A 26,424-nucleotide genomic window follows, 5' to 3' on the forward strand; every position below is an offset into this window, starting at 1 on the left:
CTTACTCCTTTGGCTCCGGCTCGACCGGCTGTTCGAGTTCAGCCTCGATCATGTCGCCGTGACGTTCCTGCGCACTCAGTTCCGTGCGGCTTGCAGCCACTCGTCGGACAGTCAGTCCGATCTCCGGGTTTCGGGCCGTGAGCGTCTGAAGATCATAGGCGTCAAGGATCAGGAGTTTCGTCGGCTCCGTGGCGCGCACGCTGGCGGTGCGAAGCGTCTTGTGGAGCACCGCGATTTCGCCGAAGAACTGACCGACGCCGAGGCGAACGACTTCCGTCGGTAATTCGATCTCGACTTCGCCTTCCGCGATAAAATACATCGAATGCGCGACTTCGCCTCGCCGCACGATCAGCGTGCCGGCCGGAACCGATTGCGCGCGCAAGTAACGCATGATCTCCGCAATCGCCTGCGCGTCAAGTTCCCGGAACAATGGGACGCTCGCCACCATGCTCCAGGTGACGACGAATTCGCGACGGTGAATTTCCTCGGCGAATGCGGTCGCCACGATGCCGACGGGCAGGCCCAGCATGACATAACCCAGCACCATGGTGAAGGACGCGATCACGCGTCCGGCGAGCGTCACGGGCGTCACGTCGCCATAGCCCACTGTTGTGATCGTCACGATCGCCCACCACATGGACGCCGGGATCGAACCGAATTTTTCGGGTTGCGTCGTATGTTCGGCGACATGCATGGCGGTCGCCGAGAACAGGACGGCGCCGAAGAGGAGGATGCCTGAGGCTAAAAGCGCCTTTCGCTCCGCCTCCAATACCGCAATTATCGTGCGGATCCCCGGCGAGTAGCGGGCGAGCTTGAAAAAGCGAAGCAAACGCAAAATCAGGAAGACGCGAAGATCCGCTTCGATGAAAAATGACAAATAGACCGGCAGGATCGTGAGCAGATCGATGATCGCCGACCCGGATTTCACGAAAGCTACGCGCGCCCCGAAAGGCGTGCGGTCAGAATAGGGGGTATGTTCCGGCGCGCACCACAGGCGCAGAAAATACTCGAGCGTAAAGGCGCCAACCGCGACATATTCGATAAATGTGAAGATGCGTTCGTACTCTTCGGCGTATTCGGGAACCGATTCGAGGATCACCGATCCGACCGAGAGAGCGACGAGGCCGATCAGCGCGCGATGGACGAAGCGCGCGAGCCGATCATGCGCGCCCCCGTCGAGAATCACATGAAGGCGACGGCGCCACCAGGCGAGGCCGCGGCGCCGTTCCTCCGTGCTCACTGCGCCGCCTTGCCGCGCAGCGCGTCCTCGACCGAGGCGAGCGCCTGCTCGATTGCCGCGGCGTTGGGGCCGCCGGCCTGCGCCAGATCGGGACGACCGCCGCCGCCCTTCCCGCCGAGCGTCGCGCTGGCGACGCGGACGAATTCGACGGCGCTGAATTTCGAAGTCAGGTCGTCCGTGACCCCGACTACAATGCCGGCCTTGCCATCTGGCGAGGCGCAGGCGAAGGCGACCACGCCGGAGCCGATATTCTTCTTGGCGTCGTCGACGAGGGATTTGAGATCCTTGGCGTCGACGCCGTCGACGGCGCGGGTCAGCAGCTTTACGCCGGCGACGTCGCGCCACTCCTGGCCGCCGCCGTTACCCGATCCACCGCCCATCGCGAGCTTGCGCCTGGCGTCGGCAAGGTCGCGCTCGAGGCGTTTACGCTCTTCGAGAAGCTGGCCGAGGCGGGCCGGAGCCTCCTCCATGGGCGCGCGGATGAGGGAGGCGATTTCGCGCAGCGCGCGGGACTGCGCGACGAGTTGGCTGCGCGCGCCTTCCGCCGTGCGCGCCTCGATTCGGCGAACGCCCGATGCGACTGCGCCCTCGCCGACGATGGAGATCAGGCCGATGTCCCCCGTGCGCGAGACATGGGTGCCGCCGCAGAGTTCGACCGAGAAAGGATGCGCGACGCCGGGGTCCGGCCGGCCCATGGAGACGACCCTGACCTCGTCCCCATATTTCTCTCCGAACAAGGCGCGGGCGCCGGATCGAATGGCGTCGTCCTGAGCCATCAGGCGCGTGTCAACCGGCGCATTGTCCTGGACGATTTCGTTGGCGAGCGCTTCGACGCGGGCGAGTTCTTCCTCGGTCAGCGGCTTGGGATGCGTGAAGTCGAAGCGCAGTCGCTCCGGCGCGACGAGCGAACCCTTCTGAGCGACGTGGTCGCCGAGCACCTGGCGCAAAGCCTCGTGAAGGATATGGGTCGCCGAATGGTTGGCCCGCGTCGCGCGGCGTCTTTCGTGATCGACGTCGAGTTCGAGCACGACGCCGGGGACGATTTCGCCTTCCTCGACGACGCCTTCATGAACAATGAGGTCGCCAAGTTTCTTCTGGGTGTTTTCGACACGGAATCGTACATTCCTGCCGCGCATGACGCCGACGTCGCCGACCTGGCCGCCCGATTCGCCATAGAACGGCGTCTGGTTGAGGATCACGGCGCCGCGCGCGCCCTGCTTCAGGACGAAGGCTTCGGCTCCGTCGTGGACGATGGCGGATACTACGCCTTCGCTCTTCTCGGTCTCGTAGCCGAGGAATTCGGTGGTGCCGAGACGCTCTTTCAACGCGAACCAGAGGGTCTCGGTCGCGGTCTCGCCCGAACCCGCCCAGGCTTTGCGCGCTTCGGCGCGCTGGCGCTCCATGGCGGCGTTGAACGCTTCCTTGTCGACGCCGACACCGCGCGGACGCAGGGCGTCCTCGGTCAGATCGAGGGGAAAGCCGTAGGTGTCGTAGAGTTTGAAGGCGGTCTCGCCTGACAGCTTGTCCCCCCTGCCGAGGTTCGCCGTCTCGTCGTCCAGAATGGCGAGGCCGCGCGCGAGCGTCGCGCGGAAGCGGGTCTCTTCGGTCTTCAGCGTATCGACGATGAGCGCCTGTGCGCGAACCAGTTCGGGATAGGCCTGTCCCATTTCCGCGACCAGGGTGGGGACGAGACGCCACATCAGCGGCTCCTGGGCGCCGAGGATCTGTGCGTGACGCATCGCGCGGCGCATGATGCGGCGGAGCACGTAACCGCGACCCTCATTCGACGGCGTGACGCCGTCTGCGACAAGAAAGGACGACGCGCGCAGATGATCTGCGATGACGCGATGGCTTGCGCCCTGGGGGCCGCCGACGGGCGCGCCGGTATATTCGGCGACGGCGCCGGTGAGGGAGCGGAAAAGGTCGATCTCGTAATTGGAGGTGACGCCCTGCATAAGGGCGGCGATGCGCTCGAGCCCCATGCCGGTGTCGATCGAGGGTCGCGGCAGCGGCGCGCGCTGGCCGGGGGCGACCTGCTCATATTGCATAAAGACGAGGTTCCAGAATTCCAGGAATCGGTCGCCGTCTTCACCCGGGCTCCCGGGCGGGCCGCCGGTGAGCGTCTCGCCCTGATCGTAGAAGATTTCGGAGCAGGGGCCGCAGGGACCGGTGTCGCCCATGCTCCAGAAATTGTCGGAGCTCGCGATACGGATGATGCGGCTGTCGTGGAAACCGGCGATCTTCTTCCATAAATCGAACGCCTCGTCGTCGTCGTGATAGACGGTGACGAGGAGTTTCTCGACCGGCAGGCTGAATTCTTTGGTGATCAGGCCCCAGGCGAGTTCGATCGCGCCTTCCTTGAAATAGTCGCCGAAGGAAAAATTCCCCAGCATCTCGAAGAATGTGTGATGCCGGGCCGTGTAACCGACATTGTCCAGGTCATTGTGCTTGCCGCCGGCGCGCACGCATTTCTGAGCGGAGGCTGCGCGCGCCTGATGGCGTTTTTCGACGCCGGTGAACACGTTCTTGAACTGCACCATGCCCGCATTGGTGAACATCAGCGTCGGGTCGTTGTGCGGCACAAGCGGGGAGGAGGCGACTTTCTCATGCCCATTGCGCACGAAGTAGTCGAGAAAGGCCGAACGGATCTGGTTGACGCCACTCATTGTCATGCAGCTCGCTGGAGCAGGATCGGGATCACTCCACGATCATATGGGGAAACCGGCCGTCCGCGCGAGGGCGCTTGCGGGCAAGCGCGCCCGATCGGGAAACGGGCGCCGGCGGCGGTTCATGTCGCCGGACATCCGGGATTTGCGGGCGATATGCCAGTCCTGCGCGGTTTCGGCAATGAAAAAGGCCCGATGAGCGGGCCTTTGACGCGATGAAAACCCGCCGGGGTCACACCATATGGCGCCCAAGCAGCGCATGCGAGGCGCGCCGGTCGGTTCAGTCCTCGGCCTCGTCGCCATCGGCGACGTCGAGAATGCGTTCCGCGATGAGACCGGCGTTTTCGCGAATCGCCTGTTCGATACGGGCGGCGGCTTCGGGGTTCTGGCGAAGAAAATTCTTGGCGTTCTCGCGGCCTTGGCCCAGTCTCTGGCTGTCGTACGAGAACCAGGCGCCCGATTTTTCGACCACGCCCGCCTTCACGCCCAGGTCGATCAATTCGCCGACCTTGGAGACGCCTTCGCCATACATGATGTCGAATTCGACCTGCTTGAAGGGCGGGGCAACCTTGTTCTTGACCACCTTGACGCGAGTCTGATTGCCGATCGCCTCGTCGCGGTCCTTGATGGATCCCGTGCGGCGGATGTCGAGCCGGACGGAGGCGTAGAATTTCAGGGCGTTGCCGCCCGTCGTCGTTTCCGGCGAGCCATACATCACGCCGATCTTCATGCGGATCTGGTTGATGAAGATGACGAGCGTGTTGGAGCGGGCGATGGAGGCGGTAAGCTTGCGCAACGCCTGGCTCATCAGGCGCGCCTGCAGGCCCGGCTGAACGTCGCCCATCTCTCCCTCGATTTCCGCTCGCGGCGTCAGCGCCGCGACCGAATCGACGACGAGCACGTCGACCGCGCCGGATCGCACGAGGGTGTCGGTGATCTCGAGCGCCTGCTCGCCCGTGTCGGGCTGGGAAATCAGCAGCTCCTCCAGATTGACGCCGAGCTTGCGGGCGTAAACGGGATCGAGAGCGTGCTCCGCGTCCACGAAGGCGCAGACGCCGCCCATCTTCTGCGCCTCGGCGATGACATGGAGGGTCAAGGTCGTCTTGCCCGACGATTCGGGCCCGTAAATCTCGACCACGCGACCGCGCGGCAGGCCGCCGACGCCCAGGGCGATGTCGAGCCCGAGCGAGCCGGTAGAGATCGTCTCGATCTCGACGGCTTTCTGATTCTTGCCGAGCCGCATGATCGAGCCCTTGCCGAAGGCGCGCTCGATTTGCGACAGCGCGGCGTCAAGGGCCTTGGTCTTGTCCACGGACGATCCTTCCACGAGGCGGAGATTGGCTTGGCTCACAGCTGAAATTCCTTCTGGCACGGTTTTGTGGGCAGAGGCAACGGTCGGTTGATATTCCTATTGTGCATGATTTGTTCTTGCCGCCAAGTTCTTTTTTTGTTCGCGCGTCGATTTTCGTCGATCACGCCAGCGGCCGCGGCGGGCGAATGGGTGGCGCGCGGCCGCCGCTCTAGTATAGTCGGACAGATTCGGCGGATCGCGCGCAGATTGGCGAACAAAGGGAGGCGCCCATGTATTCCAAAATTCTTGTGCCGGTCGACGTGGGCGAGCCCGAAATGACGCAGCTCGCGCTCGATGGGGCGCTCGCGCTGGCCAAAGCGAATGGCGGGGCGCAATTGCGGCTCATCAATGTGCAGCCGCTCGTGCCGGTGGCCTTCATCGACTATATCCCGCCGAATTTCGACGAGGAGATGCGCGAGACAGCGGAAAAGGAGCTGGCCGCCCTGACGGCCGCGATCGACCTGCCGCGCGAGCGGGTAACCTCCACAGTGCGGTTCGGCGCGGTCTACCCGGAGGTTCTCGCCGAGGCCGAGGACTGGGGAGCGGATCTCATCGTCGTCGGCTCCCACCGTCCCACCATGGCGACCTATCTTCTGGGCTCGAACGCCAAGACGATCGTGCGCCACGCGAAATGTTCCGTTCTGGTGGTGCGCAAATAAGCGCGGCGTGACAGGGGCGGGAGCGGCGACTAGAGTTTGACCATGCGTCGATTCGAAATCTCCGCGCTTGCCCTTTGCGCCGTTTTCGGCCTTTCAACGGCGGTTTTCGCCGCGGCCGGAAATGCGGCCATGCTCAGGCGCGGCCTTGTGATCGCGCAGGAAAATTGCGGAAAGTGCCACGCCGTCGGCCGCGCGGGCGAGAGCCCGAATCCGAAGTCGCCGCCCTTCCGCCATCTCGCGCGCAAATATCCTCTTCACAATCTGGAGGAGGCGCTGGGCGAGGGCATCGTCGTCGGCCATGAGGGCATGGAGATGCCCCAGTTCCGCTTCAGCGCCGCGCAGATCGAGGCTCTGCTCGCCTATCTGGGCTCGATCCAGAGGCGCTGAGCGTCTCAGGCGCCGACTTCCTTGCGCAACTTGGCGATCGCGACGCCCGTCGCCATGGAGGCGGAGGTATAGGGCGTGCCGGCGCCGAGGGCGGCGTCGGCGTCGGTATAGCGTTTGTCGTTGATCATGGCGGCGACCCGGCCGGCCTCACGATGGAAAACGGCGTGAGCGCTCACGCAGCCGGCGAAAGTCGGCAGATGCCCATATTTGATCTTGGCGTCGCCATGAAGCCATTGGCCGAGCGGGCAGGCGTTGTCCTTGCCGATTGCGGCGGCGTCCAGAGTCGATTGTGCGGCGATCGCGCCACGCAGTTTGGTCTTCCACTCGACATGCGCGTCGATGGCCTTGTCGAAATCCATGGGGAGCCTCGTTTTCACGGCCGCGATGGCCGGATTCCGGGCGCGAGATTAGCCAGCCGGGGCTTGCCCGAGGCTGTCGTCCAGCCGATTTGACCCGATCCGTCAATGACGAAGCGCGGCTGGTCGACTGCGGACGGATGCGCGTCGCCATAATAGTCGAGCTTGCGCCGGGCCATGGGGGGCGGATGCGGCGCCCGCTTGCCCGTGTCCTTGCGCGCGGCCATCCGCCGCCTTTGCGCTCCGGGTTTTGCTGGTCTAATAAGCGCGCTGAAACCAGCCGAGGCGCAAAATGTCCGCGATCCCCGATTTCTCCAAGATTCCCTTCGCCGCCACCGACGTCGCGCAGGAGGCGCCGCCGCGGGCCTGGCTGACGCCAGAGGGGATCGAAGTGAAGAGCGCCTATGGCCCCGATGATATAGCGGGCCTCTCCTTCGTCGATGGTTTTCCGGGCGTCGCGCCATATGTGCGCGGGCCCTATTCCACCATGTATGTCGCCCAGCCCTGGACGATCCGCCAATATGCCGGCTTCTCCACGGCCGAGGATTCCAACGCCTTCTATCGCCGCAATCTTGCGGCCGGCCAGAAGGGCCTCTCCGTCGCCTTCGACCTCGCGACCCACCGCGGCTACGACTCGGACCATCCGCGCGTGATGGGCGACGTCGGCATGGCGGGCGTCGCGATCGATTCGATCTACGACATGCGGACGCTCTTCGACGGCATTCCGCTCGATCAGATGTCCGTGTCGATGACCATGAACGGCGCGGTGCTGCCGGTGCTGGCGCTCTTCATCGTCGCGGCGGAAGAGCAGGGCGTTTCGGCCGACAAGCTCACCGGCACGATCCAGAACGACATTCTCAAAGAATTCATGGTGCGCAACACCTACATCTATCCGCCGGAACCCTCCATGCGGATCGTGTCGGATATTTTTGCCTACACCAGCAGGCATATGCCGAAGTTCAACTCGATCTCAATCTCCGGCTATCACATGCAGGAGGCGGGCGCCTCGGCCGATCTGGAGTTGGGCTACACGCTGGCCGACGGCGTGGAATATGTGCGCGCCGGCGTCGCTGCGGGCCTCGACATCGACGCCTTCGCGCCGCGCCTCTCCTTCTTCTTCGCCATCGGCATGAATTTCTTCATGGAGGTCGCCAAGCTGCGCGCCGCGCGTCTGCTCTGGGCGCGACTCATGAAAGACCTCGGCGCCAGGTCCGAGAAGAGCATGACGCTGCGCACCCACTGCCAGACCTCCGGCTGGTCGCTCACCGCGCAGGACGTCTACGTCAACTCGATCCGCACCTGCGTCGAGGCCATGGCGGCGACGCAGGGCCATACGCAGTCGCTGCACACCAATGCGCTGGACGAGGCGCTGGCGCTGCCGACGGACTTCTCGGCGCGCATCGCTCGCAACACGCAGATCGTGTTGCAGCAGGAGAGCGGCACGACGCGCGTCATCGATCCGTGGGGCGGTTCTTATTATGTCGAGCGCCTCACCGCTGAACTCGCCAAGGGCGCCTGGAAGCATATCGAGGAAATCGAACAGCTCGGCGGGATGGCTAAGGCAATCGCGGCGGGGGTGCCGAAGCAGCGCATCGAGGAAGCGGCCGCGAAAACGCAGGCGCGCATCGACAACGGAACGCAGGTCGTCGTCGGCGTCAACAAATACCGCCCTGAGAACGACGCCAAGCCGAATGTGCTCAAGGTCGACAACGCCGCCGTGCGCGCCGCGCAGCTGGAAAAGCTGAAGCGCCTGCGCGCCGAGCGTGACGAGGCGACGACCCAGGCGGCGCTCGACGCGCTGACGGAAGGCGCGACCTCGGGCGCCAATCTGCTCGATCTCGCCGTGAAGGCCGCGCGCGCAAAGGCGAGCGTCGGCGAAATTTCCTTCGCGCTCGAAAAGGTCTTCACGCGCCACAAGCCCAAGGCGAACGTCATTTCCGGCGTCTATGCGCGCGAGGCGGGCAAGGACAGCGCCCAGATCGGCCGCATTGTCGGCATGACGCGCGACTTCGAGGAAAACACAGGGCGCAAACCGCGTATTCTCGTCGCCAAGATGGGCCAGGACGGCCATGATCGCGGCCAGAAGGTCATCGCCTCCGCCTTCGCGGACATGGGCTTCGACGTCGTCATCGGCGATCTTTTCGCGACGCCGGACGAAGTGGCCCGGAAGGCCGCCGAGGCCGACGTGCACATCGTCGGCGTCTCGACCATGACCGCCGGCCATCTCACGCTGACGCCCGAATTGCGCGACGCCCTTTCGCACGTGGGCCGCGGCGACATCATGATGGTCGTCGGCGGCGTCATTCCGCCGGACGACTTCCAGCAGCTTTACGATTCCGGCGCCGCCGCAATCTTCCCGCCGGGCACCAATATCCCGCAGGCGGCGGAGCAATTGCTGCACGAGCTGAATATTCGCCTCGGCTTTGCGCAACGCGAGGTCGCGAAGGCGGGATGATGCGAAGGGGCCGCGGCGCCGGACGACGCGCAACGGCCTCATCCACTCGATCAGCTATTGAAAACGGGGTTGGCGCTTGCGTTCGCGAAGCGCGCCTTCCCGTTCCGGACGCCATTCGCCCGGGCGATTTGCCAAGACAGGCGGCATAGCCTGAGCTAAAAGAGCTTCGCCCAATGAAAAGGAACCCGGGATGGAAGTTCTTCTGATCGGCTCGGCCGCCTGCATCACCGCCCTCATCGTCACAGCCTGGTTGATGACGCTCGCCAAATGGTTTCCCATCAAGGCCGTGGACGCTTTCGTCGTTGACTACAAGACGATGATCCGGGCGCATGTCGACTATGCGCTGATGGCGCTGTTCGGGGTCGGCTTTTATGGCTCCGGCGTGGAATTGCCGGTCATCGCCTGCTGGTGCGTCGCCATTGGCGGCTTCTCCAATCCGACCGTGTTCACGATCGCCGCTTTCGATCCGAATTTCTGGGAAAAGAAATTCTGGCGCGCCTACACGGCGCTGAGCTTTACCGTATCGACCATCGGCTTTCTGTGGATCGCCTATGCGTTAGCGGCGCATGCGGTGACGCGCTGGGCCTGAGTCGCCCCTTGCGCGGGCGGCGCCGCCACGCCATTTGCAGGGCGGCCGTCGCACGCGGCCGTCAGAGGCCACTGAAATGACCTTCATGTTCGACGCCGCGCTGGCGGCGCTGCGCGAGATTCTCTCGCCGCCCTTCCGCAACGTGCTTTTGAAGAGTCTGGGAATGACCTTGCTCTTCCTGGCGCTCGCCTGGGTTGGCCTCGACAAGCTCGCGCTGTCGTACATTGCAGTGAATCATCCCTGGCTCCAGATCGCGCTGACCTACGCGGCGGGCCTCGGCCTTTTCCTCTTTCTGGCGTTCTTCATCGGCCCCATTTCGGTGCTGGTCGCGGGCCTTTTTCTCGACGATCTGGCCGATGTCGTCGAGGAGGACCTTTATCCCTCGGGCCAGCGCGGGCGGGCCATTCCCGCCTCTCAGGCGATCATGATGGGCGTGCGATTCGCGGCGGTCTCGGCGGGCGTCAATATTCTGGCGCTGTTCCTTTTGCTGATTCCTGGAATCAACGCCATCGCCTTCGTGCTGGCGAACGCCTATCTGCTGGGCCGCGAATATTTCCTCTTCGCGGCGACCCGCTTCCGGACATTGGAGGAGGCGATGGAGTTGCGCCGTCGCTATGCGCCGCAACTTTTTCTGGCGGGGCTGTTCATCGCCGCCTTCGTGATGACGCCCGGGCTCAATGTGCTGACGCCGCTGTTCGGCGTCGCTTTCATGTCGCGCATCCACAAGATGCTTTCGCCCGAGCGTCGCGCCCGCTGAAAGGCGCGTGGCGGGGGCGTCAGGCCCCCAGCCGCTGCGACTGATACTGGCCGGTCTTGCGATAGCGATAGAGATAGCTCGGCACGATCGCCTCGATCGACTGCGGCTCAATGTTCAGCCCCGCGAGGGTGCGGCCTTCCCTGATGGCGGCGTCGCTGACGACATTGTCGTGGCGCAGCAGCTCCACCTGATCGCCCGTCATGCGCAGGAGCGTCGGGAACAGCCCGAGCGACAGCTTGGTACATGTCTGGGTAACGCCGGCGACGAGCTTGCCCGTGCTGAAGGACAGCTTCGCGACGCCGCGCTCGCGCTCCGTCACCTTCAGCACATAGTCGATCAGCTCCGCGAAGGTCTTGATCTCCGGCCCGCCCAGTTCATAGATCGCGCCCGCCTTCGCGCGGCCGGCCAGCGCCGTGGCCACCGCCTCGGCGACGTCGCCGACATAGACGGGCTGGAATCTGGTCTCCGCGCCCACGATGGGGATGACGGGGAAGAAACGCGCCATGGTGGCGAAGCGGTTGAAGAAGTCGTCTTCGGGCCCGAAGATGATCGACGGGCGCAGGATCACGGCGGTGGGAACCGCCGCATGCATGGCGGCCTCGCCTTCGGCCTTGCTGCGGCCATAGGCGGAAGCCGACTTCGGGTCCGCGCCGATGGCGGAAATATGAACGACATTATCGATGCCGGCGGCCTTCGCCGCCTCGGCGACGGCGCGCGCGCCGGCCGCCTGCACGTCGCTGAACTTCTGCGCGCCGGTCTCGGCGAGAATGCCGACGAGATTGACGACCGCCTCCGCGCCCCGCAGCGCCGCGGCCACTGATTCGGGCTTGCGCACATTCGCCTGCACCGCCATCACCTGACCGACGCGGCCGAGGGGCTGCAGGTGGAAGGCGAGGTCCGGACGGCGGCAGGCGATTCGCACGCGCCAGCCGTCACGCGCCAACGCTCGCACGACATGGCGGCCAACGAAGCCCGACCCGCCGAACACCGTCACAATGCGCCCCGCCCCAACGCTCTCGCCGCTCATCGTCCTTGCTCCGCTTGTCCCGCGCCGGCCCGGCCGGCTGAATTCTTCGCCCAGTCCTGTAGCGAAATTCGCGCGCAAAGGGAATGCGCCGGCAGGCTCCGAACGACTCCGCGCGGCGGCTTTTTGGGCTTTTTGCCGAAGCCGCGGCTTTTTCGCGCAGGAGCGCATTGACAGGAGGCGCCCGGCGCCCCTAAGACACGGCCGCAGATGCCCAGGTGGCGGAATTGGTAGACGCGCTGGTTTCAGGTACCAGTGGTGAAAGCCGTGGAGGTTCGAGTCCTCTCCTGGGCACCATATCGACAATCAAATTCCATTGAGAATAATTGATTCGGACGTGGCGGAACGGCGTCGCGCCTATTGTTTCCCCCTGCTTGCAATGTTGTCCCTTTCGAAACGACCGCGCATCCCATGCGGCGCAGCTCCCGGGCAAGCGGCGATCCTCCGGCCAACCGCTACAGCCTCGCGACAGACGCGGAGGAAATAATCTAGCTTACGCCATTTTTTTACAGGCGATTGGCGACAGAACATGTGTTATCTCTGGCGCCGTAAGCTTCACGTCAGGGCCACGGAGTGAGGGCGCCTGCTTGGAAAAGGCCGAAAATGACGAATGCGCCCCAACGACGAGCGACATGAGCGCCGACGTCGAAGTGGAGGCGGAAGCGCTGCGGCGCCTCAACGACGCCGCGTCCCGCCTTTGGCGAACGCGCAACCTGCAGTTCGGGCTCGAGGAGATGCTCGCGGCGACGATGGCCCTGCTCGGCGCGAACATGGGGCATCTGCAAATCTTCGATCGCGAACGTGAAACGCTGACGATCGTCGCGCAGCAGGGCTTCGACAATAATTTCCTTTCCTATTTTCATGAAATTTCGACCTGGAACAGCTTTGCCTGCAGCGGGGCGCTGCATTCCGGCGAATGTCTCATAATCGAGGACATAAACGCCGACCCCGCAATGAGCCTTTTGCGGTCGCTTGCCCACGCAGCCGGCGTTCGCGCCGTTCAGTGCACGCCGCTCATTGGACGTACCGGTCTGCGAATGGGCGTCATCACGACATATCATCGCGCGCCCCGTCGCATCAGCGGGCAGGAATTGCGGCTGCTCGCACTCTACGCGCGGCAAGCGACCGACTTCATGGAGCGCCAAGAAAACGACGAGGAACTGCGCCAGCGCGCCGAGGAGCTCGAGGCGGTGATCGACGCCGCGCCAGCTTTCATCTGGTTCGGTGACGCCGATTGCCGTGTCATTCGCGGCAACAACGCCGCCAACGAAATGACGGGCGTCACGCCCGGCGCGAATGTCTCGCAAAGCGTCGTCGCCATCGGGCAGGCGATCTATTTGCGCCAGTTGAAACAGGACGGCTCGGAGTTCCGGCCTGAAGAACTGCCGATACAAAGGGCGATCGCGACGCGCCGACCGGTGCGCGACGTCTATGTCGATTTCCGTTTTCCGGACGGGAAGCGCGTGGAGGCGACAGGAAACGCCGTTCCCTTGTTCGACGCGAATGGCGGCGTCCGGGGCGGCGTCGCCGCGCTGATCGACATCAGCGAACGCAACAAGGCCGAGCGTGAGTTGCGCGAGCATCTGGAGACGCAGGCCTTCCTGCTACGGCTGACGGATCGACTGCGTGACCTTGTCGATGCGCCACAAATCATGACGGAAGCAGTTGAGGCGCTCGGACGGAAGCTCGGCGCCGATGGCGTCGGCTACGAGACAGTGACCGCCGGGGACGCCGCCAGAGTTGTCATGACCGAATGGACAGGATCGGGGATCGTGACAGCCGAACGCTCTCCACGGCTCGAAGATTTCGGTGCGGCTTTTGTCAGGGAGATGCGCGCCGGCCGCCGTTTCGCGATTGCGGACCTGTCGAGAGAGCTTGCGGCGTCGGAGGCGCCGACGGCGTCGATGAGCGGCGTCCGCGCCATGATCTGCGCGCCAATAGTGAAGGCCGACCGGCTGCTCGGGGTTCTTCATGTTCAACAGGCGCGTCCGCGCGACTGGACGGAAGCGGAAATCTCCCTGACGCAGGAAGTCGCGCGGCGGACATGCGATTACATCGACCGCGCGAAAGCGTTGGCGATGACGCGCGAAAGCAGGTAGCGGCGTCGATTTCGAGGCGGGCGGTGGCCGTCCCTCGCTCGCGGATGAGCGAATATATGGTTTCGCGCCTTGATGTAATCGGAAGCGGCTGTGGCCGCGGCATAGACGTGAATGGCTCCCGGTGAAGCACGCCGGGACAGCGTATCGAACCGGTCTTCCGGGCGAAGCCTTTTCCGTGCACCCGCGAAAAAATGCGGCCTGGACCGGCTGTCTCCCTGAGGCGACAGCACTGATCCAGACGCCATAAGCATCAGTTTCTACACCAATTTTCTTTTGCTGCGGCGTAATGCCTCGGCCGATCTGACGGCTTTCAGAGCCGTGAGGCGCGCCCGCTCCCGTCTGGAAAACGCGGCGCTTTTCAAAATCCCTCTTGCCTGATCAAAATACTAGATTTATAGACTATATCAGAAGGTCGATTTTGGAGCTCGAGACATGAACAAGCGCACGCGAAAAACCGAGGCTTTTCTCCGTATCTTTACGATCGCCACCGCCGCGCTCGGCGTCTTTGGAGGGCTCTATGCCCAGGCCGGGCAGACATTCCTGAACGTCTCCTATGATCCCACGCGTGAGCTCTACAAGGCGATCAATCCGGCCTTCGTCGCCGACTGGAAGGCGAGAACCGGGGAAAGCGTGGAGATCCAGACCTCGCATGGCGGCTCTGGCTCCCAGGCGCGCGCAGTGATTGACGGGCTCAATGCGGATGTCGTGACGCTGGCTCTGGCTGGCGACATCGACGCCATCGCGAACAAGAGCGGAAAAATCCCGGCCGACTGGCAGAAGCGCCGGCCGAATAATTCGTCACCCTATACGTCGACGATCGTGTTTCTCGTTCGCAAGGGCAATCCGAAGGCGATCAGGGACTGGGACGATCTGGCGAAGCCGGGCGTCGCGGTCATCACGCCCAATCCGAAAACATCGGGAGGCGCACGCTGGAATTATCTCGCGGCCTGGGGATATGGGCTGAAGAAATTCGGCGGCGACGAGGAGAAGACGAAGGATTTCGTCAAGGCGATCTACAGGAACGCGCCGGTGATGGATACGGGCGCGCGCGGTTCGACCATCACTTTCGCGCAGCGCGCCCTGGGCGACGTGCTGATCACATGGGAGAACGAGGCCTTTCTCGCATTGAAGGAGTTCGGCGGCGACAAATTCGAGATCGTCGCGCCGTCCCAGTCGATACTCGCGGAGCCTCCTGTCGCCGTCGTCGACGCCAACGCCGACCCCAAGGGCAATCGGCAGGTTGCGGAAGCCTATCTCGATTTTCTCTATTCGCCCGCCGCGCAGGCGATCATCGCGCGCTACAACTATCGTCCGGTGCATCCCGAGTATGCGGCGAAAGAGGATCTGAAGAAATTCGCCAAGATAAATTTCATTACCATCGACAAGGCTTTCGGCGGCTGGGCCGCCGCTCAGAAGAAGCATTTCGCCGATGGCGGCGTCTTCGATCAGATCCAGACGCAAGAGGCCGTGAGGTGACCTCCCCGACCCTCGCTGGCCGCAACGCTCGGCGCTTCACGGCGCCGAGCGTCATCCCCGGTTTCGGCCTGACCTTCGGCTTCACGCTGCTCTATCTCGGGCTCATCGTGCTGTTTCCGCTGGCCACGTTGATATGGCGCGCGTCGGGACTTGGTCTGCATGGACTCTATGCAATCGCCACGGAGCCGCGCGTTGCTGCGGCGTTGCGAACGACTTTCCTCCTCTCCTTCCTGGCGGCTATCATCGATCTTTTCTTCGGCCTCATCATCGCATGGGCGCTCGCGCGTTATGACTTCTTTGGCCGTCGCCTGTTCGACGCTTTCGTCGACCTTCCCTTGGCGCTTCCCACCGCCGTCGCCGGCATTTCGCTCGCGGCGCTCTATTCTCCCAACGGCTGGTTCGGCGCGCCGCTTGCGGATGCAGATGTGAAGATCGCCTTCACGCGCGCAGGCATTCTTGTCGCCCTGATCTTCATTGGTCTGCCCTTCGTCGTGCGCACGGTCCAGCCAATCATCTCCGAGCTGGAGGCGGAGCTGGAAGAGGCCTCCGCCACCCTTGGCGCGGCGCGCCTGCAGACTGTAATCCGCGTGTTGCTGCCGCCGCTCGTTCCGGCGTTGCTCACAGGCTTTGCGCTCGCATTCGCGAGATCCATTGGCGAATATGGGTCCGTGATTTTCATCGCCGGCAATATTCCCTATGTGTCGGAGATTGCGCCGCTGCTGATCGTCGTGAAGCTCGAGCAATATGATTTCGCCGGCGCGACGGCGATTGCGACGATCATGCTGGCGATCTCTTTCGCCGCGCTGCTCATCATCAATTTCGTTCATGCGTGGAGCCGAAGGAGATTCGGGCATGTCTGAGACAGCATTTGCCTCCATATCGCGCCGCCGCGTCAAGCTTCGCGCCGTCACGCAGGATTCACCGCTGGCGCGCCATGCGCTGATCACGATTGCAGTCGTCTTTCTTCTCAACTTCCTCTTTGCGCCGCTCGCCGTCGTGTTCGCAGAGGCCGCCAGCAAAGGCGCATCGACGTTTTTCGAGACTTTCAAGGATCCGGAATCGCTTGCCGCCATCCGCCTCACCTTGCTCATCGCGGCGATCAGCGTGCCCGCCAATCTCGTCTTCGGCCTTGCAGCGTCCTGGTCGATTGCCAAATTCTCCTTCCCCGGAAAGAGCCTTCTGATCACGCTGATCGATCTGCCTTTCTCCGTATCGCCAGTAGTCTCTGGCCTCGTCTATATGTTGGTGTTCGGCGCGCAGGGGCTGTTCGGCAAGTGGCTGCTGGCGCATGGCGTGCAGATCATCTTCGCCGTGCCGGGCATTGCGCTCGCGACGATCTTTGTCACCTTCCCCTTCGTTGCGCGCGAACTCATTCCGCTGATGCAGGAGCAGGGAAACGTCGAGGAGGAAGCGGCGCTGACGCTGGGCGCATCGGGTTTCAGGACCTTCCTCACCGTGACGCTGCCCAATATCAAATGGGGCCTGCTCTATGGCGTGCTGCTGTGCAATGCGCGCGCCATGGGCGAATTCGGCGCCGTCTCTGTCGTCTCCGGCCATATTCGCGGCCTGACCAATACGATCCCGCTGCAAGTGGAGATACTCTACAATGAATACAACAGCGTCGCCGCTTTCGCTCTCGCGGTTCTTCTTGCGGGGCTGGCGCTCGTCACCCTCGGGCTCAAGACCCTCCTCGAGTGGCGTCACGCCGACGCGCTTTCGGGACGGGCGCGGCGGCGCTGAGTTGAACAGGCGCGGCGCAGCCATTCGCGTCGAGCATGTCGCCCAGGATTTCGGCGCTTTCGCCGCGCTGCGCGACGTCTCCCTCGACATCCGGCCCGGCGAACTCGTCGCGCTGCTCGGGCCTTCGGGCTCGGGAAAGACGACTCTTCTGCGCATCATCGCTGGCCTCAACGCGCCCGACCGCGGCCATGTTTACTTCGACGGCGAGGACGCCACCAATCTCCCCGTGCAGGATCGCCGCGTCGGATTCGTGTTTCAGAACTATGCGCTGTTCAAACATATGACTGTCGCCGACAATATCGCCTATGGCCTCAGGGTGCGCCCACGCCGTTCGCGTCCGTCGCGCGCCGAAATCAGGGCGCGCGTCGCCGAACTGCTGCGTTTCGTCCAGCTCGAAGGTCTCGACGCGCGTTTTCCCGCGCAGCTCTCCGGCGGCCAGCGCCAGCGGGTGGCGCTTGCGCGCGCCCTCGCCATCGAGCCGCGCGTCCTCTTGCTCGACGAGCCCTTCGGCGCGCTCGACGCGCGCGTGCGCAAGGATCTGCGTCGCTGGTTGCGAGAGGTGCACAAGGAAACCGGCCTGACCACGGTTTTCGTCACTCATGATCAGGACGAGGCCATGGAGCTCGCCGATCGCGTCGTCGTGCTCAATGAAGGGCGCATCGAACAGATTGGCGCGCCCGAGGAGCTTTATGATCGGCCAGCGTCTCCCTTCGTCATCTCCTTTGTCGGCGAGGCGGTCGCGCTGCCGGTCACCGTTGCGGCGGGCCATGTCGAATTCGCCGGGCGCCAGCTGCACATCGATACGCATGGACTGCGCAACGGCCCGGCCAAGGTCTTCTTTCGCCCCGCAGATATCGCGGTCGCAACGCCGGGACATGGCGAACTCGAAGGCCGCGTCGAAAGCCTGCGCCGAACGCCCGCCGGCGTGCGCGCCACAATCGCCATCGATGGTTATGATCAGACGCTCGAAATCGACTCGCCGCTCGAAAGCGCCGCGGCGCTCGGCGATCGCGTGCCTCTTTCGCTGGCGAATGCGCGCATCTTCCCCATGGAGTCATCGGAGAGCGGTGATTATCTGAACGCGGGAGACGGCATTTGAGCCACTCGTCAGCGATATTGCGGACGGATCATGGCGCAGCCCCCGTCAACGACTGGAACTCCGATCTTTATCTGAAGTTCGAAAATGAACGCACGCGCGCGGCGCGCGATCTTCTTGCGCGCATTCCTTCCTTCGAGCCGAAGGTCGTTTTCGATCTTGGCTGCGGTCCCGGAAACAGCACGGAATTGCTGGCGACGACCTTTCCGGGCGCTTCAGTCGTCGGGATCGACAATTCGGAAAATATGCTTGCCGTCGCGCGCGATCGCGCGGTGGCGGCGACATTTCTCAAACAGGATATTGAAAGCTGGCGTCCCGCTCAGGAAGTCGATCTGATTTTCGCCAATGCGGCGTTGCATTTTCTTCCGGACCATCCCGGACTGCTGACGCGCCTCTCGTCCTATCTTCGGCCGGGCGGGCGTCTCGCTGTGCAGATGCCGGACATCGTGCATGAATTGTCACATGCGGCGATGCGCATGGTGGCCGCAGACGGACCCTGGGCGAGCCGCCTCGTCCCGATCGCCAAGTCCAGCGTGGTGATCGGCCCGCCTCAGGAATATTACAATCTGCTGACCCCGCTCTGCCGGGAACTCGACATCTGGCGGACGATCTACATCCATCCGCTCGACGGACCGCAAGGCGTCGTCGATTGGTTCGAGGGATCGGCTTTACGTCCGTTCCTCGATCTTCTCAGCCCGGATGAACGCGCCGATTTTCTCTCACGCTATCGTGAGAAGCTCGCGGAAGCCTATCCGCGGCAGCCGAACGGCAAGGTTCTGCTGCGCTACCCGAGGCTGTTTTTCGTCTTGCAAAAATAGCGGCCGAGGGCTTCTGGCTGGCCGCGCGATGGGAAGCGGCGGCACGTGGGCGTCGTCGCACCGGCGCGCGCCGCGAGATCGATTTCGCGGGGCTTTTGCGCGACCGGGCGCGCCTTTGTTCCCGGCTGTTGCAATTGTGCAACGGAATGGGCTGAATGTGCAGTTAGTCTATCTTTTCGATAGACATAAAAACGCAGATGCGGTTCACTTGGCGTGTCAGGCCGGTCAGAGAATTACATTGCTGGCCGCGCGGACCGCGCTCTACAAAGAACGAACCGAGAGAGTTGGGGAATGGCGAAGTTTCAACGAAACAAGAGGCTCGGACCGGCGATAGCGGCTCTTTTCGCAATGTCGCCCGGATACGCATTCTCCGAGGAGAATCATCCCGTAAAAGTAGACACGCCAAAAGCGGACAGCGTCGCCAGGAGTGGCGCGAAGCCGAAGGCGACGTCAGGATCAAAGGTTGCGCCCGCCGTCGCGGCCAGTGAAAAGAAAAGTTACTTCGTCAAGACTCGCGGCTATCGGCTGGAGCCGCAGCCTGACGTGCCGCCCTATGTTCGGGAGCTTGGCAAGACATACAAGCAATTCGAGGGGATCGACTGGTTGAACGTCGGCCTCGATTCGCGCGTGCGTTTCGAATATCGCAAGGACGATTATCGCCGGTGGAGCGACACCAGCGTCAACCCGCCAGCTTCGCAGCGAAGATATTTCCCGAACTCCCTCTGGTTGTTGCGCACACGCGCCTATTTCGGCGTCAAGAATGTGCTCGACCCACTGCGTTTCGTGGTTGAGTTCCAGGATTCTCGCGCCTTCAACAGTATCTATGAATTGCAGGGACAGGAAATCAATCAGACCGAACTGCTTCAGGGCTTCGCGGAACTTTATTTCAAGGACGCATTGGGAAAAGACCCTTTGGGGAACGACCGCCCGTTGAGCCTGCGCGCCGGCCGCTTTCATCTGGAGCTGCTCGACAGGCGGTTGATCGGAAGCAACGAATTTCGCAACACGACGAATAATTTCGAGGGCTTTCGCATCAAGTTGGGCAAGAACGAAAACGACTGGGCCGTCGACAGCTTTCTGATGCGGCCGGTCATTCGCTATCCATATGAATTCGACCGTCCCGAGTGGGGCAATTGGATTTACGGGAGCGTTCTCAGCATTCGCCGCTGGTCGGAATATGCGACGATCCAGCCCTATTTCATCGGCCGCAAACAATATGGAGACGTCCTCAATACCTCCAATGCGCTCAAGGTTCATCGAGACACCTATGCGCCGGGGTTGCGCGTCTATGGCGTGCTCGGCAACTTCGACTATGACTTCGACATCAACAAGCAAATGGGCGAAGTTGGAGAATTCCGCGATCTCGGGACGCGCAGAAACGCCATTCAGACGACAGTCCAGCATGACGCCATCGGCTATGGCTTTGAGGCGGGTTACACATTCTCGGACCATCCGTGGAAACCGCGCGTCAGCGCCGTCTATGTCTACGGCACTGGCAACAAGAGCCCCTATGACAGCGCCAACCAGAACTTCGATCCCTTCTATGGCTTCAATCAGCCATTTTCGCGCAATGATTATCTCGGCTGGAACAACGCGAAGAATGTCAAGGCGCGGCTGGAGTTCGAACCGGCCAAAAATACGCAGATCGACACGGCCTTCAGCGCCTATTGGCTGGCGAGCACGGCGGCTGCGTGGGATCGCGCCAATTTATACGCCCCCCTCGGCAACAGGGGCGATTTCATGGGCACGGAGTATGACATCCGTATCCGTCACAAGTTGAATCAGTTCATCAATCTCACCGCCAGCTATGCGCGTTTCTGGCCGGGCTCCTTCACCTCGAGTTTCGCGCCGCCGACGTCGCTGCAATGGCCGCCGGTCGCCTGGCCCGGGCAATCCGCGCTCGGACAGACCGGAACGACGAACGGCCTGACCGCGCGGCCAACCGATTTCTTCTATCTGGAAGTCTCGGCGAACGGCTTCGGCGACGGACAGCCCATCGCCAAACCGCCGGGTTCCGACTTCTTCGCCAGCATGGCGCCGGATGCGCCGCCCGCGCCGCGTCCCAGCTGGACGGACGTCTATGTCGGTCTCAATGGCGGCGGCGCATGGTCCAGCCCCACCTCGAACGTGCAGGTTGTGGGCGTCGGCCCGGCGCCGGCGAGCTTGCCTGTCGCTTTCAGCGCGGCGCCGACCGATACGGGCAACCATCTCGCCGGCTTCATCGGCGGTCTGCAGCTCGGCGCGAACTGGAATTTTTCGGGCAATTTCCTCGCCGGCGTCGAGACCGATCTCCACGGCGTCTCGGGAAACACGGACACGAAATGGCAGCTCACGTCGGCCAATGGCGGCGGCGATACGTTCCTGACCTATGAGCAGCGCACGGCGACGCTGAACTATCTCGGCACGGTCCGCGGCCGCCTCGGCTATCTCGCGACGCCGACGCTGCTCGTCTATGGAACCGGCGGCATGGCCTATGGCGGCGTCGTTTCCAACACGGCGATTTTCACCCGACGCGTCGGCGGCACGAGTCAGACGCAGGTCAATCCCGTGTTCCAGGACACGCTGGTTGGATGGTCGGCCGGCGGCGGCGTGGAGTGGATGTTTTTGCCGAACTGGAGCGCCAAGGTCGATTACCTGCATTATGACCTCGGCAATGCGCGCGCCTCCGGCTTTGCGGCGCCGAGCAGCGGCGCCTTCAATTACAACGCCTCGACCTCCACCCGGTTCAACGGCGATCTGGTTCAGGCAGGCGTGAACCGCCACTTCGATCTGTTCGGCGCAGAGCCGGCCGTCGCCAGGAATTGATGAAGTATCCGCAGCGGCGCGGAATCTCCGGATAGAGCGCCTTCAGGAAAAGTGTATGCGGTTTTCCGTTTGAACGCGCGACAGGATGTAAAGCTAGAGCCCCGCTTATGCGGCGGGGGCTTGCCGTTTTCGGGCTGACAGTCGCAACACGTTCGCCCCGTCTCCGGTACATTCGGCGACTCAAGCGCGCCTCTCCACCGCGTCGGGGAATTTATCTTGAGGCGGCGGGTCGTGCCTTCGTCGGAACCCGTCCATTTCGGCCATGCGGCCACGCACGATACGAATAATGTAATACGGGGCGCCGATGTAGTAGCCTGTTGGCGGAGATCGCGGCGACGCCCCGTGTTTTCAAAAGACTTCGCAAATTCGAAATACTGAGATGTCTTCTCTAGGCGAAACATACCGCGGCCTGCTTGTAAAGCAGAAGCGGCAAATCGAAACAGTGAACTGGGTGGTCTTTTGGAAGGCGCGAGTCGCTTGTAAGTAAATACTTTCTCTGTCCTTCCAAAACGATCGGCTCGCCTAAGGCTGTTCGTCCCAAATAGAAGATATTCTTTTGTTCATTTCCATCATTAAATCTCATTTTCAAATTTTCATTTGAATGTATAACATTATCACCTGCATCTATTATAGCTGAAGTCAGCTTGAACGATGAATCTATGATGTAATCGGAGCTGAAATCTCCGCATTTGAGGATATAGAATCCGGCATATGTTTCCATTTTCTCAGACTCCGCACTCAAATAATCCATTCTCGCCGGCCGGGTGCTTTACCGACTATTTTTTCGGCCCATTCGATCTCCTTTCGTCCCGCCTCGCGAACAGTTCATCTCCGGGCAGTTGAAAGGTGGGAAATACAGGCTACATTTCCCGGTAAAATGTAACATAAGAACTGGAAATGCAACATCAAATCCGAAACGAATGTTGACGCCGTGGCGCCGCCAGGTTTGGGTCAGTCGTTTGGGTCTCGACCACGATCGGGGGCGCGCTGACGCAGGCCACGCAGCCGAGCTAACCTCTAACAGAGATCCGGAAGACGATGCGTCGACCAGTCGAGGGATGAAAGATGGGTTAAAACTCCAACGCCGTAAGAACGATAAATGATTCCGCAACGGTTGATTTGGGGCGGCAACGCCGGTCTTTCGCTCTTGGCGCCGGCCCTTTCAATTTATCGTCGTCGTTCATAAGCCGCCGCGACAGAGGCCCCCTATCTTCGCCTAGCAAGGGCGCAGCGTAATCTCGCCGTCCGCAGCCGTTGCTGTAATCATCCCCGGCGTCGAATGGGCGCGCGCGCATTCGCCATTGCGATCGATGATGATCAGGCCGCCATATCCCTGCACTTTGTCGACGAGGAAGAGTATCGCTTCATTCGCCGCGTCTTGCGCATGCATGCCGCGATATTCGATGAACAGCGCGGCAGTGCGGGCGAGCGACGTGCGAATGAAATCCTCTCCAACCCCGGTGCAGGATATTGCGCAGCTCGAATTATCCGCGAAGGTTCCCGCGCCGATGATCGGGGAGTCGCCGACCCGACCCGGACGCTGGTTCACGACGCCGCCGGTCGAGGTCGCTGCGGCGAGGTCGCCGGATTGATCTCGCGCGACGGCTCCGACAGTGCCAAGCTTCACTTCATTCGCTCGTGAATGGTCGAGCGCGGTCGATCGCGCCGCGCGAACATTCTCGAATTGCTCAACGCGCTCCGCCGTCAGGAAATAATCCGAATTCTCGAAGTCGACGCCATTATCCCGAGCGAATCGTTCAGCTCCTTCGCCGATGAGGAACACATGATTGCTTTTCTCCATGATGGCGCGTGCAAGGAGCACCGGGTTTCTGACGCCACGCAGGCCGGCGGCGGCGCCGGCGTCAAGATTGCGACCGTCCATGATCGACGCGTCGCATGAAACGAGTCCATCTGCGTTCAGGACCGATCCACGGCCCGCATTGTAAAGCGGGTTGTCTTCTAGCCGCATGATGCACTCGGTTACGACGTCGAGCGCCGACGCGCCGGTCTCGAGCCGGCGTGCGCCGGTTTCCACTATGTCGCGAAGAGACGCTTCATATCGTTCGGGCGCATGTATCGTTCCCGCGCCGCCGTGGATCATCAGCGAGTATTTTTTCATGGCGCGGGATTGTAATCGTCATGCGCAATGAAATCACGTGCGAAGTCGCGTATCGGGACCTGACTCGTCCCCTCGCGCAGGATCGCGTCCGCTGCGATCTCCAGCACAAAATTTCAAACTCGCTGGCCCCCTAAACGGTTCCAGGCTGGCGTCGCTTCAGCGTCCATGCGGGATTGAAGACGCCTGTACGAGGGCATGGCGGAAAACTGGCGGTATTTGGCAGGAGAACCACTGTCGTCAAAGGGGGAGCGGAGTATCTTTATTTTACGACCATCCCAGGTTCCCCCTTCGGCCCGGAGACTTCCGGGCCTCTTTTTTGCCATAGGAGAAAAGTGAAGATAGAGGCGCTGGCCTTTGCCCGCAGCGCCATTCGATCGACCAGGCCCTCCGACACATGCGTCGCATCCACAGGAGACGGCCCCTCCGCCGAATCGCGCTCATCCATGCCAGCAGATTGTTGCTTAGAGCGTTTTCGCCATGACCCATGCGCCGCGTCCCGGGAAAAGCCCATAACGCATGCGAGGATCGGTTTTTGGTCAATCCACGTCGGGTGAAGCGCCGCATTCATAACGCATCCTATGGTCAACGGCTTTTTAAGAACCACGCATTAACCATATAGCCTCGGATCGCCGGCCGCGACGCGACAGGCGGGGCAAGCGCTCCAGTCAAGCCGTCAGGAGGCAGCAACATGCGTAAATTCTTTTTGGGTTTCAAGAAAGCGACAACCGGCGACGTTCGGGTCTCGACCCTCGAGCACGGGTTGATGCTTTGCGTCGTCGCGTTCGGGCTCATCGTCTACACCAAAGTGATGATCGTCGATTTCAACTAGGAAGCGGCATAATCGATTTTCTCTGGAGCCTTTCGCAAGGAGCGGGCGCAACTGAGCGCACGGCGGCGAGATCGCCTGACAAGGCGTCTTCATGTTCGCTCGGGCTATCGTTTGTTTTCCAGATCGGAAGCGGAATGCATTTGACGGCAGCCTCAGCCGGATCTTCCTTCACCGGGCTTTTCCAATAAGCTCCATGGCGAACTGCGTTCGGCGAATGGCGGAGAATGTGCTGTGCGGCGAGAGGCGATCGAATATTTTGAGAAAGCTCAACTTCTTTGGTTTCTTCGGGTCCGGCCTTACGCCGGACCCTTTTTTATCTCGCGCGATGGCCGTGTGCAGACCCGCTTACACTTAACGCTCACCGCAAGAGGATTTCGCGGCGCCTGACCGGTGTCGCGTCATGCGAGCCGCGCAGATCGGTCAGTTCAAGACGACAACCTTCGTGCCGACCTTGACTCTCCCATAGAGGTCGACGACATCGCGATTCGTCATACGGATGCATCCCGAGGACACTGCTGCGCCGATCGTGTCCGGCTCGTTGGAGCCATGGATTCTGTATTCGCTCGAGCCGAGATACAGTGCGCGCGCGCCGAGCGGGTTCTCCATTCCGCCGGCCATATGTCTTGGAAGATCGGGGCGCCGCTTCAGCATCTGTGGCGGCGGCCGCCAATCCGGCCATTCGCGTTTTCGGGTGACCGTTTTCGTTCCCGACCATGTAAATCCTTCCCGACCGACGCCAACGCCGTATTCGATCGCCTGACCGTCGCCGAGCACATAGTAAAGGCGCCGTTGCTTCGTCGCCACGACGATCGTGCCTTTCTTGAATTGCGGATGGCGCCAGATCACAAACTGGCGAGGTATCGCCTGCTCCCGGAACAGATTGACAAAATCGGCGAGCGCTCCACGGTTCAATGGATTGTCCAGCGCCGGGGCCGGCGACGCGACAATCAGGGCCATGAAGCTCCCAAAAAGCGATGCGCGTGCTCGAACCATTCCCAAAGACTCCGCCAGAGCTTCCGTTTGAACAGGAAAACAAGTCGGGCGGCTTATTGTTTACAAATGCGGCCGAAGTCGGACCTGAATGTGTTCCGCACGTCGCCTGGCCATGGATGACGCCTTTAGCGCAGGTGAAACCTGGCCGTGCTGCGCGTTACGATGTTGGTGGAAGAAGGCGGAGAGTCACTTCTGTTTCGGCGAGGCTATGGCGACGAGGCTATTTCAATTTGAAGGGCGGCGTGAACGGTCCCAGATTGAAAGTCGCCGCCGCGCCAACCAGCGCATTCAGCTTTGAATCCGGCTCCGAACACACGCCGCTCAATGGCGACAGGGATTGTACGGCGAGAACCGACGTCACCTTGATCATGGTCATTGGCGGTTCAGGAAAAACAAGGGCGCCGGAAGCTGTGTAATAGCCGTCCGAGACCATGGATCCGGCGCCCGGCGTCGTGAATATGACGCCGCGCAGAGGGCTGTCATTTGCATTCATGTAAGCCTGTCCGCTGCAATTCTTCGTTGCGAAGTATAAAATCAGTCCCTCCGATTTAAGACCACTGTATCCAAATGGAAAGCTTACCCAGGTTCCGTTTACTTGCCGCTGCACGAGATTTCGTTCGACGAGTTGCCCTACCGCTTTCCCTCTCGCGTCCACGACAATAAAGCCCTGCGTCGCGGACGGGGATGCCTCGCCGCCTTGCCCTAGGGCGGAGGGCGACGCGCCGATCAGAACGACGCCGATGAGCATGCGACACAGTGATCGCGGAAGAAGCAGCATTTTCGCCATTGAAAAACACCTGCGGCTGGCTCGATCGTCCCGTGAACATGGGGAGCGCCCGAATCTTAAAGCATTGTTTGCGTTCGAGCCAGAGCGACGGCGTCGTTGCCCGGGCAGGGGCGTCCCAATGGCGGATTTCTGGTTCCTTGCGTGCGGACGCGCCGCCGCTTTTCGCCAAACATGTGTT

At 62.0% G+C, this 26,424-nt stretch carries 23 protein-coding genes and 1 tRNA gene; 14 read left to right on the top strand and 10 right to left on the bottom strand.

The genetic code is table 11. The features are described 5' to 3' along the window. Position 1: 1 nt before the first annotated feature. The 3 genes from MET49242_RS19250 to recA all read right to left on the bottom strand — a co-directional run bounded on the left by MET49242_RS19250 (position 2) and on the right by recA (position 5,257). On the bottom strand, positions 2-1,240 hold the full coding sequence (locus MET49242_RS19250) for a cyclic nucleotide-gated ion channel (protein WP_036285422.1): 1,239 nt from the start codon (positions 1,238-1,240) through the stop codon (positions 2-4). After that, the gene (gene alaS / locus MET49242_RS19255; protein ID WP_036288786.1) at positions 1,237-3,906 is read right to left on the bottom strand and encodes an alanine--tRNA ligase; all 2,670 of its coding nucleotides are present in this window, start codon (positions 3,904-3,906) and stop codon (positions 1,237-1,239) included. The genes MET49242_RS19250 and alaS overlap by 4 nt, the downstream gene beginning before the upstream one ends. A gap of 280 nt (positions 3,907-4,186) precedes the next feature. Next, positions 4,187-5,257 carry a recombinase RecA gene (gene recA / locus MET49242_RS19260; RefSeq protein ID WP_036285424.1) on the bottom strand — a complete coding sequence of 357 codons (1,071 nt, stop codon included), beginning with the start codon at positions 5,255-5,257 and terminating at the stop codon, positions 4,187-4,189. Positions 5,258-5,487: 230 nt separating this feature from the next. On the opposite strand from recA, the gene MET49242_RS19270 reads away from it, so the two are divergent. After that, positions 5,488-5,916, top strand: a complete 429-nt coding sequence (locus tag MET49242_RS19270) for a universal stress protein (protein WP_036285427.1) — start codon at positions 5,488-5,490, stop codon at positions 5,914-5,916. Positions 5,917-5,958: 42 nt separating this feature from the next. Beyond that, positions 5,959-6,303 (top strand): cytochrome c, encoded by a 345-nt coding sequence (locus tag MET49242_RS19275; RefSeq protein WP_036285430.1) that lies wholly within the window; start codon positions 5,959-5,961, stop codon positions 6,301-6,303. Positions 6,304-6,308: 5 nt separating this feature from the next. Here the strand turns inward: MET49242_RS19275 and MET49242_RS19280 are convergent, their stop codons facing one another. Both MET49242_RS19280 and MET49242_RS19285 read right to left on the bottom strand, forming a co-directional pair. Beyond that, positions 6,309-6,662, bottom strand: a complete 354-nt coding sequence (locus MET49242_RS19280; RefSeq protein ID WP_036285432.1) for a CZB domain-containing protein — start codon at positions 6,660-6,662, stop codon at positions 6,309-6,311. 14 nt (positions 6,663-6,676) lie between these two features. Continuing rightward, complete coding sequence (locus MET49242_RS19285) at positions 6,677-6,886, bottom strand: hypothetical protein (RefSeq protein WP_036285434.1); 210 nt, start codon at positions 6,884-6,886, stop codon at positions 6,677-6,679. A 65-nt stretch (positions 6,887-6,951) separates the two neighbouring features. Between MET49242_RS19285 and scpA the strand changes: the two genes are divergently transcribed. The 3 genes from scpA to MET49242_RS19300 all read left to right on the top strand — a co-directional run bounded on the left by scpA (position 6,952) and on the right by MET49242_RS19300 (position 10,460). Next, entirely contained in the window at positions 6,952-9,114 is a 2,163-nt protein-coding gene (gene scpA / locus MET49242_RS19290; protein WP_036285436.1) for a methylmalonyl-CoA mutase, read from the top strand. A 190-nt stretch (positions 9,115-9,304) separates the two neighbouring features. Beyond that, positions 9,305-9,703, top strand: a complete 399-nt coding sequence (locus MET49242_RS19295; RefSeq protein ID WP_036285438.1) for a hypothetical protein — start codon at positions 9,305-9,307, stop codon at positions 9,701-9,703. Positions 9,704-9,779: 76 nt separating this feature from the next. After that, the gene (locus tag MET49242_RS19300; RefSeq protein ID WP_036288789.1) at positions 9,780-10,460 is read left to right on the top strand and encodes a sulfate transporter family protein; all 681 of its coding nucleotides are present in this window, start codon (positions 9,780-9,782) and stop codon (positions 10,458-10,460) included. Between the two features lie 19 nt (positions 10,461-10,479). Here the strand turns inward: MET49242_RS19300 and MET49242_RS19305 are convergent, their stop codons facing one another. Next, positions 10,480-11,487, bottom strand: coding sequence for a complex I NDUFA9 subunit family protein (locus tag MET49242_RS19305; protein ID WP_036288792.1), 1,008 nt, complete (start codon positions 11,485-11,487; stop codon positions 10,480-10,482). A 209-nt stretch (positions 11,488-11,696) separates the two neighbouring features. On the opposite strand from MET49242_RS19305, the gene MET49242_RS19310 reads away from it, so the two are divergent. The 8 genes from MET49242_RS19310 (at position 11,697) to MET49242_RS19345 (ending at position 21,518) form a co-directional block, all read left to right on the top strand. Continuing rightward, positions 11,697-11,781, top strand: a tRNA-Leu gene (locus MET49242_RS19310). Between the two features lie 335 nt (positions 11,782-12,116). Then, positions 12,117-13,583 (top strand): GAF domain-containing protein, encoded by a 1,467-nt coding sequence (locus MET49242_RS19315; protein WP_144259700.1) that lies wholly within the window; start codon positions 12,117-12,119, stop codon positions 13,581-13,583. 432 nt (positions 13,584-14,015) lie between these two features. Next, complete coding sequence (locus MET49242_RS19320; RefSeq protein WP_036285442.1) at positions 14,016-15,059, top strand: sulfate ABC transporter substrate-binding protein; 1,044 nt, start codon at positions 14,016-14,018, stop codon at positions 15,057-15,059. Further along, positions 15,056-15,919, top strand: a complete 864-nt coding sequence (gene cysT / locus MET49242_RS19325) for a sulfate ABC transporter permease subunit CysT (protein ID WP_036285444.1) — start codon at positions 15,056-15,058, stop codon at positions 15,917-15,919. Before MET49242_RS19320 ends, cysT begins: the two co-directional genes overlap by 4 nt. Next, positions 15,912-16,799, top strand: coding sequence for a sulfate ABC transporter permease subunit CysW (gene cysW / locus MET49242_RS19330; RefSeq protein WP_036285446.1), 888 nt, complete (start codon positions 15,912-15,914; stop codon positions 16,797-16,799). The genes cysT and cysW overlap by 8 nt, the downstream gene beginning before the upstream one ends. 1 nt (position 16,800) lies before the next feature. Continuing rightward, entirely contained in the window at positions 16,801-17,898 is a 1,098-nt protein-coding gene (locus MET49242_RS19335; RefSeq protein ID WP_084679226.1) for a sulfate/molybdate ABC transporter ATP-binding protein, read from the top strand. Next, complete coding sequence (gene tam / locus MET49242_RS19340; protein WP_244430853.1) at positions 17,895-18,713, top strand: trans-aconitate 2-methyltransferase; 819 nt, start codon at positions 17,895-17,897, stop codon at positions 18,711-18,713. The genes MET49242_RS19335 and tam overlap by 4 nt, the downstream gene beginning before the upstream one ends. 291 nt (positions 18,714-19,004) lie before the next feature. After that, a complete protein-coding gene (locus tag MET49242_RS19345) occupies positions 19,005-21,518 on the top strand; it encodes an alginate export family protein (protein WP_036285449.1) in 2,514 nt (837 codons plus the stop codon). 388 nt (positions 21,519-21,906) lie between these two features. Here MET49242_RS19345 and MET49242_RS25250 read toward each other — a convergent pair whose 3' ends face one another. Together MET49242_RS25250 and MET49242_RS19350 are read right to left on the bottom strand one after the other, a co-directional pair. Further along, on the bottom strand, positions 21,907-22,269 hold the full coding sequence (locus tag MET49242_RS25250; RefSeq protein WP_144259701.1) for a hypothetical protein: 363 nt from the start codon (positions 22,267-22,269) through the stop codon (positions 21,907-21,909). 465 nt (positions 22,270-22,734) lie between these two features. After that, positions 22,735-23,637 (bottom strand): isoaspartyl peptidase/L-asparaginase family protein, encoded by a 903-nt coding sequence (locus tag MET49242_RS19350; protein WP_036285451.1) that lies wholly within the window; start codon positions 23,635-23,637, stop codon positions 22,735-22,737. A 688-nt stretch (positions 23,638-24,325) separates the two neighbouring features. On the opposite strand from MET49242_RS19350, the gene MET49242_RS25625 reads away from it, so the two are divergent. After that, on the top strand, positions 24,326-24,466 hold the full coding sequence (locus MET49242_RS25625; RefSeq protein ID WP_158497336.1) for a hypothetical protein: 141 nt from the start codon (positions 24,326-24,328) through the stop codon (positions 24,464-24,466). Between the two features lie 420 nt (positions 24,467-24,886). Here MET49242_RS25625 and MET49242_RS19360 read toward each other — a convergent pair whose 3' ends face one another. Continuing rightward, positions 24,887-25,423: a L,D-transpeptidase gene (locus MET49242_RS19360; RefSeq protein ID WP_244430854.1), complete on the bottom strand. Its 537-nt coding sequence runs from the start codon at positions 25,421-25,423 to the stop codon at positions 24,887-24,889. Positions 25,424-25,679: 256 nt separating this feature from the next. Beyond that, a complete protein-coding gene (locus MET49242_RS19365; RefSeq protein WP_144259702.1) occupies positions 25,680-26,207 on the bottom strand; it encodes a hypothetical protein in 528 nt (175 codons plus the stop codon). Positions 26,208-26,424: the final 217 nt, after the last annotated feature.

This window comes from Methylocystis sp. ATCC 49242 (genome assembly GCF_000188155.2).
GTDB lineage: Bacteria > Pseudomonadota > Alphaproteobacteria > Rhizobiales > Beijerinckiaceae > Methylocystis.